The organism is Pseudomonas sp. yb_9 (assembly GCF_043103635.1).
In the GTDB taxonomy this organism is placed as follows: domain Bacteria; phylum Pseudomonadota; class Gammaproteobacteria; order Pseudomonadales; family Pseudomonadaceae; genus Aquipseudomonas; species Aquipseudomonas monteilii.
Genome location: NZ_JBICKA010000006.1, coordinates 77,752 through 94,818 on the forward strand (window position 1 = coordinate 77,752; position 17,067 = coordinate 94,818).

The 17,067-nt window shown below is 58.3% G+C and carries 12 protein-coding genes and 1 pseudogene; 11 read left to right on the forward strand and 2 right to left on the reverse strand.

Annotated features, from left to right (window positions below):
• Window positions 1-392: 392 nt before the first annotated feature.
• Both ACF8MI_RS00655 and ACF8MI_RS00660 read left to right on the forward strand, forming a co-directional pair.
• Window positions 393-881: pseudogene (locus tag ACF8MI_RS00655) on the forward strand (DUF3732 domain-containing protein); the annotation flags it as partial.
• A 251-nt stretch (window positions 882-1,132) separates the two neighbouring features.
• Window positions 1,133-1,306, forward strand: coding sequence for a hypothetical protein (locus ACF8MI_RS00660; protein ID WP_392517299.1), 174 nt, complete (start codon window positions 1,133-1,135; stop codon window positions 1,304-1,306).
• Window positions 1,307-1,912: 606 nt separating this feature from the next.
• Here the strand turns inward: ACF8MI_RS00660 and ACF8MI_RS00665 are convergent.
• Complete coding sequence (locus ACF8MI_RS00665; RefSeq protein ID WP_392517300.1) at window positions 1,913-2,554, reverse strand: substrate-binding domain-containing protein; 642 nt, start codon at window positions 2,552-2,554, stop codon at window positions 1,913-1,915.
• Between the two features lie 121 nt (window positions 2,555-2,675).
• On the opposite strand from ACF8MI_RS00665, the gene ACF8MI_RS00670 reads away from it, so the two are divergent.
• Window positions 2,676-2,981 carry a helix-turn-helix domain-containing protein gene (locus ACF8MI_RS00670; RefSeq protein ID WP_012251119.1) on the forward strand — a complete coding sequence of 102 codons (306 nt, stop codon included), beginning with the start codon at window positions 2,676-2,678 and terminating at the stop codon, window positions 2,979-2,981.
• Between the two features lie 37 nt (window positions 2,982-3,018).
• On the opposite strand, the gene ACF8MI_RS00675 is transcribed toward ACF8MI_RS00670, so the two are convergent.
• Complete coding sequence (locus tag ACF8MI_RS00675; RefSeq protein WP_392517301.1) at window positions 3,019-3,909, reverse strand: LysR family transcriptional regulator; 891 nt, start codon at window positions 3,907-3,909, stop codon at window positions 3,019-3,021.
• Window positions 3,910-4,187: 278 nt separating this feature from the next.
• On the opposite strand from ACF8MI_RS00675, the gene ACF8MI_RS00680 reads away from it, so the two are divergent.
• The 8 genes from ACF8MI_RS00680 (at window position 4,188) to ACF8MI_RS00715 (ending at window position 17,063) form a co-directional block, all read left to right on the forward strand.
• Window positions 4,188-5,096, forward strand: a complete 909-nt coding sequence (locus ACF8MI_RS00680; RefSeq protein WP_008267281.1) for a WYL domain-containing protein — start codon at window positions 4,188-4,190, stop codon at window positions 5,094-5,096.
• A gap of 12 nt (window positions 5,097-5,108) precedes the next feature.
• Window positions 5,109-8,342 carry a helicase-related protein gene (locus tag ACF8MI_RS00685; protein ID WP_392517302.1) on the forward strand — a complete coding sequence of 1,078 codons (3,234 nt, stop codon included), beginning with the start codon at window positions 5,109-5,111 and terminating at the stop codon, window positions 8,340-8,342.
• A 14-nt stretch (window positions 8,343-8,356) separates the two neighbouring features.
• Complete coding sequence (locus tag ACF8MI_RS00690; protein WP_034079881.1) at window positions 8,357-10,144, forward strand: DUF262 domain-containing protein; 1,788 nt, start codon at window positions 8,357-8,359, stop codon at window positions 10,142-10,144.
• Window positions 10,141-10,950, forward strand: a complete 810-nt coding sequence (locus tag ACF8MI_RS00695; protein WP_223920386.1) for a DUF4391 domain-containing protein — start codon at window positions 10,141-10,143, stop codon at window positions 10,948-10,950. Before ACF8MI_RS00690 ends, ACF8MI_RS00695 begins: the two co-directional genes overlap by 4 nt.
• 26 nt (window positions 10,951-10,976) lie before the next feature.
• Window positions 10,977-12,962: a site-specific DNA-methyltransferase gene (locus tag ACF8MI_RS00700; RefSeq protein ID WP_392517303.1), complete on the forward strand. Its 1,986-nt coding sequence runs from the start codon at window positions 10,977-10,979 to the stop codon at window positions 12,960-12,962.
• An 11-nt stretch (window positions 12,963-12,973) separates the two neighbouring features.
• Window positions 12,974-15,979, forward strand: a complete 3,006-nt coding sequence (locus ACF8MI_RS00705) for a type III restriction-modification system endonuclease (RefSeq protein ID WP_008266576.1) — start codon at window positions 12,974-12,976, stop codon at window positions 15,977-15,979.
• A gap of 80 nt (window positions 15,980-16,059) precedes the next feature.
• A complete protein-coding gene (locus ACF8MI_RS00710; protein ID WP_012206007.1) occupies window positions 16,060-16,794 on the forward strand; it encodes a VWA domain-containing protein in 735 nt (244 codons plus the stop codon).
• Window positions 16,794-17,063, forward strand: a complete 270-nt coding sequence (locus tag ACF8MI_RS00715) for a WXG100 family type VII secretion target (RefSeq protein ID WP_012206006.1) — start codon at window positions 16,794-16,796, stop codon at window positions 17,061-17,063. Before ACF8MI_RS00710 ends, ACF8MI_RS00715 begins: the two co-directional genes overlap by 1 nt.
• Window positions 17,064-17,067: the final 4 nt, after the last annotated feature.

Sequence of the window (17,067 nt, forward strand, 5' to 3'; positions counted from 1 at the left end):
GCATTGCGCCTTGTATTTGATCCCAAAGTGAAAAGCAGCCGGCCTAAAGGCCGAACCAGACGACCTGCTCAAGCCCCCGGTGGGGGCTAGACCGTGTGGGCAGTCCGACTCGGGATACTTTCCGAATCACCGAGTGCTGAAAGGCTGGGAAAAGCGAGTGGCGAATACCTAGGAAAAATCGAGAAATGGATGCGACGCAGATCCCCGCTTTTTTTTGGCTCTCAAATATAAGAACTCCGTCCCGCAAAAAATTTTTATAGGGCAGAATTTGAAATTCTGCTCAAATCTGTGATGGTTGTCACAAAATTCCGGCTTTTTTTGAGGGTTGGAGCCCTAGAGGACAGCCTTCGATGGAGAGCCTCGCTGCTTCAAGAAATCTCGGTAATTTCCCCTGGACGGTGGGATCTCTGCGCTTCGATGTGAACACGTTCGACCTGTGGCACGAGAAAGAGGCGCACAAGAAAGGGTTCCTGCGCTCGATGGGCAGTGGCGCCAACTGGGTGTACTCACATCTCACCTTGTTCATGGCGCTGCATTAACAGTTCGCCGCCCGGGCTGACAAATGCGCAATCCCACCCATCCTCTTCCTGGATCAACCTACCCAGGTGTACTTCCCGTCCAAGGACGAGGGGGAAGAGTTCGAGGCCGAGAATTTTCGCGCCGAGGACACCCGGGGTGTCGAGCTGCAGGACGACATTGATGCCGTGTCAAACCTGTTCACGCAGCTGGCGAAATTCTACGATGACACGGCGCGTGAGACCGGCGCGATGCCACAGATCATCGTCTGCGATCACGCCGATGGACTCGATCTGGGCCTCGGCTACGACTTCAAGGATTTCGTGCGGGCGAAATGGCGACACCGTGGGTTTATTGCGGACTGATTGATCACTGGGGCAGTCGGCAGCCATGGACGGTAGCCGATCGCCTTTAGCGTTTTAACGGGGGCGATAGGACAGCTTAATAAGCTTAATGGAAATATGGCCAGGCCATTTAAGGTTTCGTTATACCCATTCCACGATTGCGAACGACTGTCGTGAAACAATGCTGCCTGGACAGTGCTCCCCGAAAAAATGCGCGTCGCGAAGCTCCACCTGCTGTTTACGAACTGGCCTACGCGCACAACGTGACGTTGATGGAGGCGCTGATCAGCTCGGTGGTACGCAAGCTGATTGTGAGCGACGAAGCCCTGTTGATGTCGCTTGCTGCTGGTTACCAGAAGTTGAGGGGGATCACAGTGACGCTGAAGGAAATCGCAGAACAGCCCCAACTGGTGGAATCCATCGCGCTGGGGACTTGGCCGACCTGACCTTCCACAACGTTTCAACCATCAATCAGGTGTTGGGCGTGATGTTCGGTGATCATATGAAAGGCTTGAACCTGGCGGAGGTCGGTCGCCTAAATACCGGGTTTCATGGCTGGCAACTGTATAGCGTTAGGAGGGGGCTGAGGCTTTTGATGAGTATCAGTGAAACCGAATGCAAGGTGCGGCGAGGGCAAGCGTGGTGCGCGCCGCCACGGTTGGTAGGAAGGGATGCTTAACAGTTTGCAGTGGATGAGCGCGTGAAGGTAGGGCCGTCAGCCTGCTGCGTGGCTCTGCTGCTGTTTGGTGAGCAAAGGAAACGCTGAATTTTATCCTGACTTCAGGCATGTTTGTCAGCGACTTCCGGGTGAACTGTTCGCACCCGGGAAAAGAGTAGGGCAAGAAAAATGTAAATCTTTGGGGGGCGAGAGGCTCTAGAACGAGGGTTGGAGCGGGTAGAGGGAATCACCCACGGCAACCAACCAATTGATTAATAAAGATTTTTTCTGGTTACCCAAGCCAGAAATGGCCTCTAAGCTTACCACCTCGGCCCTCTTGATGAAAGGCGTACATCCACCGCCGTCTGCTGGCGGCTACCGACAGCCACTGCGATCAGGAAGTGACCGATTTTGCGATCTGCAGTGCCCTTCGCTCGAATCGCTCGGAAACAGAGTTCGCTTGTCCCTGGGGTCTATGCAGGTGCGTCACGATCTCGTAGGGGCCGTCGTCCAGCGCTCGCATGCTGATTCCCCATCCATGGGCGTGCTTGATGCGCGATTGCGCGGATAGCCCGACACCGTAGCCGGCAGAAACCCATAGCGCCATCAGCTCGAAGGAAGTCACGTGCTGAAGATTTTGCTGGTCAGCAGGCAGGTGCGAGAGCAGCCGATGATCCAGCAGTGAACACGTCTCAGCCCGCCAGCGAAAGATCGGGTAGTCCTGTAGATCGGCGATGGTGAGCGATGCCTGATCCAGCAAGGGAAACCGCAGCGGCATCGCAACGGCCATGTGCTCAATCCACAAGGGCTGGGTTTGGATGGCCGGATCGCTCGACCCTTGAAGCGACAGCCCTACGTCATAGCGGCCTTCACGGAGTCCATCAAGCAACTCGTCACCAGCAACCTCAAAGAACGCGATGCTGACCTCGGGTTCTTCGGCACGTTGCAGCGCGAGTAGCACCGAAAGCTGCGATGACGATACGCCTGGCGCTATCGCAAGCCTGAGGTGGGCGGGTTGGCTGGTGAGGTTGTCCATGGAGAACCCACAGAAGCGACGAAGCGGGTCAAGGGAAAACCAGCATCATAGTAAAGAGAGAACTTTAACGTCTATATGTTTAACGTGGTTAATTTAAGAGGTTTGTTTGACGCTTCTGTCGATGCAGAAGCTTACTATTCAGCCAGGTCGTCCACCTGGCACACCCACCTATGAATCCGAACCAGCATTAGCTTTCGGGCGGGCCGTGCGTGCCGCTCGCGTCGCGCAAGGCGTCGCTCAAGACGACTTTGCATTTCAGGCTGGAATATCGCGTTCGCACATGGGCAAGATCGAGCGCGGGGAGCATGTGCCTACGCTTCCCCTGATACTGAAAATTGCTACCGCGCTCGGGATCAGCGCCAGCGAGTTGATGGCGGCGACTGAAAAAAACCTCAACTCTGGCAGTGAGCTGCAAGGCTCGCCATAAGCGGCCGCGAACTTCAGTTACGGCCCTTGCCGCCGCATCAATCGCCCGAGTGCTCGCGCAGGCGCGCAATGAACCGCTCCGCCGACACCGGCAAATCCTCGCTGACGGGCCGCAGCAAGTAGGTTGTGATGACTGCGGAATCCATGGCCAGGGGGCGGATCACCACATCGGGGCGCAGGCTCGCCGCGATCCTGGTTGCCCTGATGAAGCCAACGCCGTAGCCTGCACCGACCAGGGTGAGCATCATGTCCAGCGAGGACACGTGCTCGGCGATGTCGGGATCACGCTCCAGCGGTCGCAGGAGCCGCGCCAGTTCACGGTAGTAGCCTTCGTATACCTGTGGGTCGCATAAGACCAGTGGGTAGCTCGCAAGCTGATGCAGCGGAACGGCCTTGTGTGAAAGCAAGGGGTGCCGGGCGGGCACCGCGACCACCAGCGAGTCGTGCCAGAGTGGCTCAGTCAGGATGTCATCGCCGACCTCCGCAGTGTGCGCGAAGCCGATCGAGAAGTCGCCCGAGCGTAGCCCGCGCAACTGCTCGGCCAGCGGCACTTCGGACAGGCGAATTTCGATCTCTGGCTCTTCCTCGCGACAACGGGCCAGGAGGCCTGACAGCCGGGGATCGATTGCGCCGTCGGAGATGGCGATTCGAAGGCTTCCGCTCAGGCCCGACGCGACCGCCCGGACATTTTCCTGAGCCAATTTCAGCGCGGCCAACACCCTGTGCACGTCTTGCAGGAACGTTGCGCCCGCCTCGGTAAGCGCCGTACCCCGGCGGTTGCGCACGAAGAGCACCGCGCCCAGGTCGTCCTCAAGCTCCTTGATGGCGCGGGACAAGGGTGGTTGTTCGATATGCAGGCGCTCGGCGGCCCGTGTGAAGTGCAGCTCCTCTGCGAGAGCCACAAAGCAGCGAAGGTGTCGCAGTTCCATGGGCCGTGCTCCTGTTCCATATCAAGGATCTATTCGCATCAGTTTTCGTCCGCGATGGCCTGCTGGATGCACCCCATTCCACGCCGTTCCTGGTGCGCTCCGCTGGGCTGATCGCCTACTCGTCCGTGACAGATCATTCATTTGCGCCTCAAAAAATGGTTATCATAATGCAGCGTACTAGCAAACTCGCTTGGATTCATAGACGTCTTTTCAAGCAGCTCATATACTTTCTGCAGAAATCTGCATAAGCATTCGCTAACCCGAACGAGCCAACCAGGATGCCCCACGAACAGCTTGCCGATCTAACCCAGCCACAGCGTGACCGGCTCGCGTTCGTGGAGTTGCGCGTGCGCTTCATTGGGGAGATGCGCCGCCAGGACTTGGTCGCGCGGTTTGGTATCCAGTCCGCTGCTGCGTCCAGGGACCTGGCGCTGTACAAGGAACTCGCCCCCGGCAACATCGACTACGACGGCAAAGGCAAGTTCTACGTCCTCGGTCCGAGCTTCCAGCCGATCTTCGATTTCCCGCCCGAGCGAGTGTTGTCGTGGCTGACACAGGGGTTTGGCGACGGTGAGCCGATGCACATCAAGGCCTGGGTGGCCAGCGAGAGCCCGTCCCGGCTCACCCACCCTGACCTGGACATCCTGGCGAGCGTGACCCGTGCCATCCACTATGAATGCCCGATGGGGATCGAGTACCACTCCATCTCCAGTGGCCGCACCGTGCGGGAGATCGTCCCGTTCGCGTTGATTGACAACGGCCTGCGCTGGCACGTCCGTGCCTTCGACCGCAAATCGCAGGAATTCCGGGATTTCGTCATCACCCGGATCAAGCGTCCTGTGGTGCGCAAGGGGCAGCCCGTGGCGCCCCACGAGATGAGCGATCAGGACATTCAATGGACACGGATCGTCGAGCTGGAGCTGGTTCCTCACCCGGATCAGCCCCGGCCAGAAATCACTGAAATGGACTACGGCATGCGAGGCGGCGTGCTGCACATGAAGCTGCGCGCCGCCACCGCTGGCTACATCCTGCGCAAATGGAGTGTGGACTGCTCCCCCGACCATAGCCTGCGCGGCCCTGAGTACCGGCTTTGGTTGAAGGACCACCTCGCCATCTACGGCGTGCGCAATGCAGTGCTGGCGCCGGGGTATGCATCGCCGAGTGCAGAAACGTCGATTGCTGACTGAACGGAAACGACCATGAAGCTGATCCAAAACACCGGAACACAGCGCGTCATCGACTTGATGCAGCCCCACCTCAAGCACGGCAACCGACTCGACTGTGTAACGCCTTCGTTCTCTCTCTACGCCTTTGCAGAAATCCGGGAGGCGTTGTCCGCTCTGGATCGAGTCCAATTGATCGTGCCTCCCGATAACGAGGCACTTGCGCTCCTGGGCTCGGCAGGCGACCGCGCTTCACGCAATCGTCTGCAGGCACGTTGGCTGGCCAATCAGTGCGCGAAATGGATCAATGAGAAAGTGGCGCTTCGGCGAGCATCAGGATCGGTGCCGCAGGGGGCCGCCGTCATGCGCGGTCCGGACGGGGCCCCTGCACAAGTGGTCCTGGGCTCGTTCGCCTTCAGTACGTCTGGCCTTGGCCTGACGCCGGGCAACCCGCTGAACCTGATCCAGGCATCAGAAACGGCCGATGAAGCCGCGCAACTCGCCCAATGGTTCGATCAACAGTGGTCAGGCCTGCAGGGTGCTGCTGCCACCGACTCCAAGGACTACAGCAACGAGAGCGAATCCGTTCTTGAAGCACTGCAGGCCCTGGGCGAGCACCGTGACCCCTTCACCATCTACACCTTGATGCTGCACCGCCTGTTTCAGGACAGCGGTGACGAGATGGACGAGGAGCGCATCGTCAAGTCCGCCACCGGCATCCGCAATACCGTGGTGTGGAAAAAGCTCTTCAAGTTCCAGCGCGACGGTGTGGTGGGTGCCATCGACAAGCTGAACCGCTTTGGCGGCTGCATCATCGCCGACAGCGTGGGTCTGGGCAAAACCTTCGAAGCCCTGGCCATCATCAAGTATCACGAACTGCGCAACGACCGCGTGCTGGTGCTGGCGCCCAAGCGCCTGCGCGACAACTGGACGCTCTACAAGGCCAACGACAAGCGCAACATCCTTGCGGCTGATCGGTTCAACTACGACGTGCTCAACCACACCGACCTGTCGCGCGATGGCGGGGTGTCTGGTGACATCGACCTGTCACATGTGAACTGGGGCAACTACGACCTGGTAGTGATCGACGAGTCGCACAACTTCCGCAACAAGGCCACACACAAGGGCAAGGAATCGCGCTACGACCGCCTGATGCGACGCATCATCCGTGAAGGCGTCAAGACCCGCGTGCTGATGCTCTCCGCCACACCGGTGAACAATCGCTTGGCCGACCTGCGCAACCAGATTGCCTTTGCCACCGAAGGCGATGACGCCGCTCTGCTGGAGCATGGCATCGCCAGTATCGAGGCCACGACCCGCAAGGCGCAGGCGCAATTCAATCGCTGGCTGGCGTTGGACGAAGCTGAAAAGACCCCCACCCGGTTGGTTGAAATGCTGGGGTTTGACTACTTCACCCTGTTGGATCATCTCACCATTGCCCGCTCCAGGCGGCATGTGGAGAAGTACTACGGCACCAGCGAGACCGGCCGCTTCCCCGACCGACTGCCGCCCATCAACATCAAGGCCGACGTGGACCTTGCGGGCGAATTCCGTGCCATCCGCGACATCAACCAAGAAATCCGCCGACTCACGCTCGCCAGCTACGCGCCGCTGCGCTATGTGCTGCCCCACAAGCAGGCCGCCTACGACGCCAAGTACAGCACCCAGGTGCGTGGCGGCGAAAGTTTCTTCCGTCAGGCGGATCGCGAAGAAAGCCTGATCCACCTGCTGCGTGTGAACGTGCTCAAACGCATGGAAAGCTGTGTTTCGTCCTTCACCCTGACCGTACAGCGCCAACTCAAGGATGTAGAGAACACCCTGACACGCATCGAATCCCATGCCGAAGCGCTGGAGGAAATCGACATTGCCGACGTCGATATCGACGACCCGGCATTCGAGACCTTGTTGGTCGGGCGCAAGGTCAAGGTGCTGCTGGGCGATGTGGATCTGATTCGCTGGAAGCAGGACCTGCTGGAAGACCGCAACCGTCTGGCGACCCTGCTGGCGGCAGCGCGCCAAGTGGATGCCGCTCGCGATGCCAAGCTGGCAGCCTTGCGCGACATGATTGCCCGCAAATGCGCCCAGCCCATCAACAGCCACGATGGCAAAGCCAACCGCAAGATCATCGTGTTCACCGCCTTCTCGGACACGGCGCACTACCTCTACGCCCAGCTCGCCCCCTGGGCCAGGGATACGCTGGGCATGCATGCGGCGGTCGTCACCGGCAGCGCCGGCATCCAGGTCACGTTGCCGGGCCTGCGCAAAAGCATGGGCAATGTGCTTTCGGCCTTCGCCCCGCGCGCCAAGGAGCGCCCGCAAGACATGGCGGGTGAAGGCGAGATCGACTTGCTGATCGCCACCGATTGCATCTCCGAAGGGCAGAATCTGCAAGACTGCGACTGGCTGATCAACTACGACATTCACTGGAACCCGGTGCGCATCATCCAACGCTTCGGGCGTATCGATCGCATCGGCTCGCCCAACCAGCGCATCCAGTTGGTGAACTTCTGGCCCAACATGGAGCTGGAGGAATACATCAACCTGGAACAGCGCGTCAGCGGCCGCATGGTGCTGCTCGATGTCTCGGCCACCGGCGAAGAGAACCTGATCGAGCAACAGTCCGGCAACGCCATGAACGACCTGGAGTACCGGCGCAAGCAACTGCTCAAGTTGCAGGACACGGTGATCGACATGGAAGACCTGTCGACTGGCGTGGCGATCACCGACCTCACCCTGACCGACTTCCGCATCGACCTGGCGCAGTTCCTGAAAGCACACCCTGGCAAGCTGGACACCCAGCCGCTGGGTGCTTATGCGGTCACCACCACGCTGGATGCCGACATTCCGCCCGGCGTGATCTTCTGCCTGCAAGCCTGCGGCCCGGCAGCAAAGTCCGCAACAACGTCCGACTACCCGCTGGCGCCGCACTACCTGGTGCATGTCGGCGATGACAGCACCGTGTTGCTGCCGTACCCGCAGGCCAAGCGCATCCTGGATCGCCTCAAGCGCCTGGCGCTCGGGCGCGAACGGCCAGATGACAGTGCCTGCGCACGTTTCGACAAGGCAACCAAAGGCGGCGAAGACATGCGCCACGCCCAGAAGCTGCTCGCTGCGGCGGTGGCCTCCGTCGCCGGGAAGCAAGAGGAACGGGCCGTGGCCAGCCTTTTCACGCCCGGTGGCACGCACGCCATGAAAGGCGAGTTCGCCGGCAGCGGCGACTTTGAGGTGGTGGCATTCCTCGTTGTGTTGCCCGATCAGCCAAGTATTTGATTACAAGGACCAGCATGAGCTTTCGCACCGCCGAACCCGCATTGAAAGATGTCCTCGATGGAATTGCATCGGGACAAATCCAGCTTCCTGACTTCCAACGCGGTTGGGTGTGGGATGACAACCATATTCGGTCATTGATCGCAAGCCTCTCGCTCTCCTACCCGATTGGCGCAGTCATGTTTCTGGAAGCAGGCGGCGTGCCATTCAAGCCCCGCTTGTTTGCCGGTGTAAACCTGCAGCCTGCGCCTGCTCCTAAGACCCTCGTGCTTGATGGTCAGCAACGCCTGACCTCCATGTACCTGGCGCTGCGCAGCGGCCAGCCAGTGCAGACACGCACGGAGAAAGGCGCGGATATTCGTCGTCTTTATTTCCTCGACATGAGCAAATGCCTGGATGAATCGGCGGACCGTGAAGATGCCGTACTCTCGGTGCCAGAGACGCTGCAAGTCACGTCGGATTTCGGCCGAAAGGTCGATTTGGACGTCAGTACGCCTGACCAGCAGTACAGCCAGCGGCTCTTTCCCGTGGCATTGTTGTTCGACATCCAAGGGTTCATGGCCTGGGAAAGCGGCTTCAGCGCACACCATCAGTTCGCAGCGGAAGCCATGCAGTTCATGCAGCGGTTTCGCAACGAAATCTGGCTGCGCTTCCAACAGTTCAAGGTGCCCGCCATCGAACTGACCCAGGACACGCCGCGCGAAGCCGTGTGCCAAGTCTTCGAGAAGGTCAATACCGGTGGCGTGACGCTCACCGTCTTCGAGCTAATGACGGCAACCTTCGCGGCCGATGAATTCAACCTGCGCGATGACTGGGAAGCTCGGCAGGAGCGACTGACGGCCAAGCACGACGTGCTCACGGCGGTGGACGGCACCAGCTTTCTCACCGCAGTGACCCTGTTGGCCAGCTACCGTCGACACAAAACGCATGGCACATCCGTCAGTTGCAAGCGTGCCGACGTGCTGAAGTTGCCGCTGGCGGACTTCAAGGCGCTGGAATCTGATTTGGAGAAAGGCTTCAAGCGGGCAGCCGAGTTGCTGGCGGAGGAAAAAATCTTCGACGACCGAAGCCTGCCTTATGCCACGCAACTCATTCCGTTGTCGGCCATCTGCGCTCATTTGGCAGACCGCACCACGCAACATGGCGTCAAACAAAAGCTGCTGCGCTGGTACTGGAGCGGTGTTCTGGGTGAACTGTACGGTGGCGCCAACGAAACCCGTTTTGGCATGGACATCCAGGATGTGGTCGCCTGGGTCGAAAGCGGCAGCGAACCGCGCACGGTGCGCGACGCCAACTTCGCGCCGACGCGCCTGCTGTCTCTGCAAAGCCGCCTCGCAGCCGCCTACAAGGGGCTGGCCGCCTTGCTCATGAAACACGGTGGTCGGGATTTCGTCAGCGGCACGCCGATTGACCTCAACACCTACTTCAACAACGCCATCGACATCCACCATGTGTTCCCCCGTGCCTGGTGCGAAAAGCAGAAATTGCCCAAGGAGAAATGGAACAGCGTGGTCAACAAGGCCCCTCTGGCCGCTGGCACCAACCGTTTCATCAGCGGGGATGCGCCCAGCATGTACCTCGCCCGCATCCAGAAAGCCAAGCAGGTGGCCCCCGATAGCCTGGACGAGTTTCTGCTCTCCCACGTGATCCCGGTGACCGCGCTGCGCTCTGACGACTTCGATGCGTTTATCCGCCAACGCGCCGCCGCACTGTTGAAGCTGATCGAGCAGGCCATGGGCAAAACCATCGCCGGGCGCGACAGCGAAGAAACGGTCAAGGCATTTGGGGCGGCACTCTCGTCATGAACAGGTCGGATGTCGTCAGTGCCCTGAATCTCCCGGATAGCGCACGGGTGGACCAGCGCGTGCCCAAAAAGCTGTTGCTGGAGAACGGTGCGCCCACCGCGTCTGACAAGCGCTTGATCACCGATGCAATTGAAGACATTCAGTGGCTGGCCGCCCTCAAGCCCAACACCATCGGCGTGCCCGAGTACCGCGATACGCAGCGCGAATACCTGGAGGTCGCGGTGCTGGCCGTCACCTTGCGCGGAGCCATTAAGCCAGCCAGCCTTTCACGCCTTGCCCAATTGGTGCATCGGGCCGTGCCTTACCCGGTGCTGTTGCTGCTGGATGAAAAGCGGGCTGAAGGGCCCACGCTGACCCTCTCGCTGGCGCATAAACGCTGGGCGCAGAACGAGGCAGAAAAAATCGTGCTCGACGGCGATCTGGTGTCGGCCTCTTTATCCCGCACGGCCAGTGGCACAACCGAGGCTGATACGAAGGCACGTCCCGAAGCCGAACATGCCTTCGTGCAATCCCTCGCAATTGCGCGTCAGCCCCAGGCCTCGCTTCATGCCCTTTATCAAGGCTGGATCGAATGCGTGCAGTCCCTGCACGCAGCGCGACGCACAGGAAGCTATCAAGCCGCCGCAACGCCGGAACAGGCTGCGGCACGCCGGCAAGCATTGGCCGATTGCCAGCGGCTGGAAGGCGAAATCAGTCGCCTGCGGGCCGAGGCGACCAAAGAAAAACAATTGGCGCGTCAGGTGGAGCTGAACCTGACGCTCAAGCGCATCCAGTCCGAACTGGCCGCAGCACAACAACAGCTTTGAAGATTAAACGAATGACGGGGAAGACCATGGAAAAACTCACGGCAGCCAGCCCAGAAGCCCAATCCGCCGACCTGGTAGCGGGCAATATCGAACAACTCAAGGCGCTGTTCCCGGAACTGATCACCGAGGGCGCGAACGGCGTGGCCGTGAATGTGGACGTGCTGAAAGCTTTGGTGGGCGATGCCACCGTCACCGATGCCGACGAGAAGTACGGCCTTAACTGGCACGGCAAACGCCGCGCGCGGCAACTGGCGCTCACGCCCAGCACCGGCACCCTGCGCCCCTGCCCGGAAGACAGTGTGGATTGGGACACCACCCAAAACCTGATGATCGAGGGCGACAACCTTGAGGTACTCAAGCTGCTGCAAAAGAGCTATGCCGGCAAGGTCAAGCTGATCTATATCGATCCGCCTTACAACACCGGCAAGGACTTTGTGTACCCGGACAACTTCCAGGACAACATCAAGAACTATCTGGAACTGACCGGACAGGTGGAAGGCGGGCAGAAGATCAGCAGCAATACCGAAGCCAGCGGGCGTTTCCATACCGACTGGCTGAATATGATGTATCCACGACTTAAGCTGGCAAAAAATCTTCTTCTCGATAGTGGATTAATAATTATCTCCATTGACTCTTCTGAAGCCACTAACTTGCGGCTAATTATGGACGAAGTTTTTGGTCAAGAGAACTTCATCGGCTTACTGCCGACTATCATGAATCTGAAAGGCAATAACGATGCCTTCGCTTTCGCGGATACTCATGAATTTACAGTTGTTTATGCTCGGAATAAAGAAAAATGTGTGGTTTTTCAACTTCCAGTGTCAGAGGAATCGCTAGATGATTGGCTGGAAGATGAGCGTGGCCTCTACAAGCGCGCTGACACTTTAAGGCGGACAGGGCAGGATGCATCGAGGGAGCGCCGTCCTAACGGGTGGTTTCCAGTCTTTATTGACGAAAAGGGTGAAGTCTACGCGACGCTTGATGATGAGCCTCGCTCAGGTTCAGATTTAACTCTATGGCCAGTTTCAGAGGCAGGCGAAGAGCTCTCTTGGACGTGGAGCAAAAAGAAAATAAACGATGAAAACTTTAACTTGATTGTTGTTGAAGGTAGGTCAGGAAAGAATATCTACAAAAAACAACGAGCCACTCTCGGCGACCTCCCAACCAGCAAGCCCAAATCGATTCTCTACAAGCCTGAGTACAGTAGTAGTAATGGAACGGCCGAAATTTCATCGTTGCTGGGAAGCAATGTGTTCGATAGCCCTCCAAAACCTCGCTCATTAATTCGTGACTTTGTAACAATTGGTACGTCTCCTCAGGACATCATTCTTGATTTCTTTGCTGGAACTGGAACAACTGGTCATGCAGTAATGGCACAGAATTTCTTAGATGAAGGAAACCGTAGATTTATTCTTGTTCAACTCCCCCAGTATCTCGATCCGGAGGATAAGGGGCAGAAAAATGCAGCCGAATTCTGCGACCAGATCACCAAGCCTCGTTCTATCGCAGAACTCACTAAAGAGCGCTTACGCCGCGCAGGCACCAAGATTAAGGCTGAAAGCTCTGGCTGGCAGGGCGACACCGGCTTCCGCGTCTTCAAGCTCGACACCTCCAATATCCGCGTCTGGAATCCCAAACCAGACGATCTGGAAGCCACACTATTCGACCATCAGGATCATCTGCTCGAAGGTCGCAGCGAGGCTGATGTGCTTTACGAACTGCTGCTCAAGTTGGGGCTGGATCTGTGTGTGCCCATCGAACAGCGCAATATCGAAGGCCTTCACGTCCATGCCATTGGCGGCGGCGTGCTGCTGGCGTGCCTGGCTGAGACCATCACCCGCGAACAGGTAGAGCCGCTCGCCCAGGGCATCATCGGCTGGCACAAGGCGTTGGCCCCTGCCGGTGACACCACCTGCGTGTTCCGCGACAGCGCCTTTGCCGATGACGTGGCCAAAACCAATCTCGCAGCCATTCTGGAGCAACACGGCATCCAGAACGTGCGCAGCTTGTAAGGGGGCTTGCCATGAAACTGCACTTCGAGCCCAACCTCGACTACCAGATGCAGGCCATCGAGGCTGTATGCGATCTTTTCCGTGGTCAGGAGGTCTGCCGCACCGAATTCACGGTGACCATGAAATTGCCCGATGACGTGCAGATGTCACTGGGCGTGGCGCAGTCCGACCTTGGCGTTGGCAACCGCTTGACCCTGCTCGATGACGAGCTGCTCAAGAATCTGGCTGACATCCAGTTGCGCGGTGGCTTGCCGCCTTCCAGTTCGCTGACTTCGGGCGACTTCACTGTGGAAATGGAGACCGGCACCGGCAAGACCTATGTGTATCTGCGCTCGATTTTCGAGCTGAACAAACGCTACGGCTTCACCAAGTTCGTGATCGTGGTGCCTTCAGTGGCGATCAAGGAGGGTGTTTATAAAACCCTGCAGATCACCGAGGAACACTTCAAGGGGCTCTACGCGGGCGTACCCTTCGATTACTTCCTATACGACTCCGGTAAGCCGGGGCCGGTGCGCAATTTCGCCACGAGCTCCAACATCCAGATCATGGTGGTGACGGTGGGCGCCATCAACAAGAAGGATGTGAACAACCTCTACAAAGAGAGCGAGAAAACCGGCGGCGAGAAGCCCATCGACCTGATCAAGGCAACCCGGCCGATAATCATCGTGGATGAGCCGCAAAGCGTGGACGGCGGCATGGAAGGCCGTGGCAAGGAAGCACTGGACGCCATGAACCCGCTCTGCACGCTGCGCTACTCCGCTACCCATGTGGACAAGCACCACATGGTATTTCGCCTCGATGCCGTCGATGCCTACGAGCGCAAACTGGTCAAGCAGATCGAGGTGGCGTCGGCCACGGTAGAGGACGCGCACAACAGGCCCTTTGTGCGCCTGGTGAAGGTGGAAAACAAGCGCGGCCGCATCAGCGCCAAGGTCGAGCTAGATAAACAGACCGCCACTGGTGTGCAGCGGGCTGAAGTGACGGTCAGCGACGGCGACGACCTCCAGCAGAGCGCCGATGGCCGCGCGATCTATGCCGATTTTCGCGTCGGCGAGATCAACACGGCCAAGGGCGAAGCGTTCATGGAGCTGCGCTACCCCGGTGGCGAGGTGTTTTTGCAACCTGGCCAAGCCCACGGTGATGTGGATGCGCTTGCCGTGCAACGCGAGATGATCCGCCGCACGATCAAGGAACACCTGGACAAGGAGAAGCACCTGCGCCCGCTGGGCATCAAGGTGTTGAGCCTGTTCTTCATCGACGCGGTGGACAAATATCGTCAGTACGATGCGGACGGCCAGCCGGTCAAGGGTGTGTATGCGCAGATGTTCGAGGAGGAATATCGCCGTGCCGCCAAGTTGCCGGCTTACCAGAGTTTGTTTGCCGAGATCGACCTGGAGTCCGCCGCCGAAGAAGTGCACAACGGTTATTTCTCCATCGACAAGAAAGGCGGCTGGACTGACACCGCCGAGAACAATGCGGGTAACCGGGAGAATGCCGAACGCGCCTACAACCTGATCATGAAGGAGAAGGAGAAGCTGCTGTCCTTCGGTACGCCGCTGAAGTTCATCTTCTCCCACTCCGCCCTCAAGGAAGGCTGGGACAACCCCAACGTGTTCCAGATTTGCACCTTGCGCGACATCCAGACCGAGCGCGAGCGCCGCCAGACCATTGGCCGTGGCCTGCGTCTGTGCGTCAACCAGGATGGCGAGCGGGTACGCGGCTTTGAGGTCAACACCCTGACCGTGGTGGCCACGGAAAACTACGAACAGTTTGCCGAAAACCTGCAGAAGGAAATCGAGAAAGACACAGGCATCCGCTTTGGCATCGTGGAGCAGCACCAATTTGCCGCCATTGCCGTGACTGGCGCTGATGGGCACGCCGCACCGCTGGGCATCGAGCAATCAAAGGCACTGTGGGAGCACCTGAAAGCCGCCGGCCATATAGATGCCAAAGGCAAGGTGCAGGATTCACTGAAAACGGCGCTGAAGAACGGCACCTTGGAACTGCCGGACGAGTTTGATGCGCAAAAGGCCCAGATTGCTGAAGTGCTGCGCAAGGTGTCGGGCCGGCTCGATATCAAAAATGCCGATGAACGCAGGCAAGTGCCGCTGCGCAAGGGCAAGGATGGCAAGGCCGTTTATCTGAGTGACGAGTTCAAGGCACTGTGGGACCGCATCAAGCACCAAACAACGTACCGCGTGCAGTTCGATAACGCCAAGTTGGTGACGGATTGCATCGCAGCGTTGCAGAAGGCCCCGGTGATTGCCAAAGCACGACTGCAATGGCGCAAGGCCGACATCTCTATCGGCAAGGCGGGTGTCGCCGCGACGGAGAAAGCGGGCGCGGCGACCGTGGTGCTGGACGAGGCGGATATTGAGCTGCCGGATTTGCTGACCGACCTTCAGGATCGCACCCAGCTCACCCGGCGCACCATCGTCAGCATCCTGACGGGAAGCGGTCGCCTGAACGACTTCAAACGCAATCCGCAGCAGTTCATCGAATTGACTGCCGAAACCATCAACCGCTGCAAGCGCTTGGCCCTGGTCGATGGCATCAAGTACCAGAAGCTGGGTGACCAGCATGTCTATGCGCAGGAGCTGTTCGAGAAGGAAGAGCTCACCGGCTATCTCAAGAACATGCTGCTGGATACCCAGAAGTCGATCTACGAGCACGTGGTGTACGACTCGACCACTGAGCGGGATTTCGCCGATGGGCTGGAGAAGAACGACGCCATCAAGCTCTACGCCAAGTTGCCAGGCTGGTTCAAAGTGCCCACGCCGCTGGGCACCTACAACCCCGACTGGGCCGTGTTGGTGGAAGAAGACGGCACTCAGCACCTGTATTTTGTGGTGGAAACCAAGAGCAGCCTGTTCACCGACGATATGCGCGACAAGGAAAGCGCCAAGATCGAATGCGGCAAGGCGCATTTCACTGCGCTGGAGGGCGGCGAGAACCCAGCCCGGTATGTGGTTGCGCGCTCGGTTGGTGATCTTTTGACCGAGGCGGCAAAGGGGTAGGTTCTGCCGTCGCGACGGCACGATAAGTTTTCGTCATGCACACGAGCGGACACCGTAGCTTTGAATAAAGGAGTTTTTATATGAGCAATATCCCATTCGACCCGTCGAAATTCACGGCACCGAAAGCGAAGCCTCTACCCGTCGTGCTTCTTCTCGATGTCAGCGGCAGCATGAGCGGAGAGAAAATCCGCAATGTGAATGATGCCGTTCGCGATATGTTGGATACGTTCAGCGACACCGAGAACGGTGAAACTGAAATCCATGTTGCGATCATCACTTTCGGTTCTCAGGTAGCGCTGCATCAGCCGCTTGCCAGCGCCAGCGATATTCATTGGCAGGACCTTTCAGCTGGCGGCATGACTCCGCTTGGCACGGCATTGCAAATGGCCAAAGCGATGATCGAAGACAAAGATGTCATTCCTTCGCGTGCGTATCGTCCAACGGTCGTATTGGTCTCTGATGGTGGGCCTAATGATGCGTGGGAAAAACCTCTGAACGCGTTTATTAGCGACGGACGCTCTGCAAAATGTGACCGTTTGGCAATGGCGATAGGCGCTGATGCTGACGAGGCGGTACTTGGGAAATTTATCGAAGGCACCTCTAATCGCCTCTTCTACGCAGAGAACGCCAAGCAGCTACGTGACTTCTTCAAGTTTGTCACCATGTCGGTGACCATTCGCACGAAGTCACAGACGCCAAATAATGTACCTGAAGCGAGCACCATTGACATCCAGCCGGCCACAATCGAAGCACGCCAGGATAAACAGAACTCTGTGACACAAAGTTCTTCGACAGAAGATGGAGGGTATTGGTAATGGCACAAGCAATCGGCGATCCAGAAGAACTTGAGCGCTTCGCATATTCGTTACAACAATTTATTGATTCGCTCAACGATGCTGTCGGCAATCTTAACGGTGCCTTTGCTTCACTCGGAGACACCTGGCAAGACGAAAAGCGGGCGCGATTTGAGGAGGATTACAACGCGCTCGTTCAGCAGTTGCAACACTTCAACGACAACGCGTCCGAGCAGGTTCCATATCTGGCAGCGCTCGCGGCGCGGCTGCGGGATTATTTGCAAAGCTAAGGGC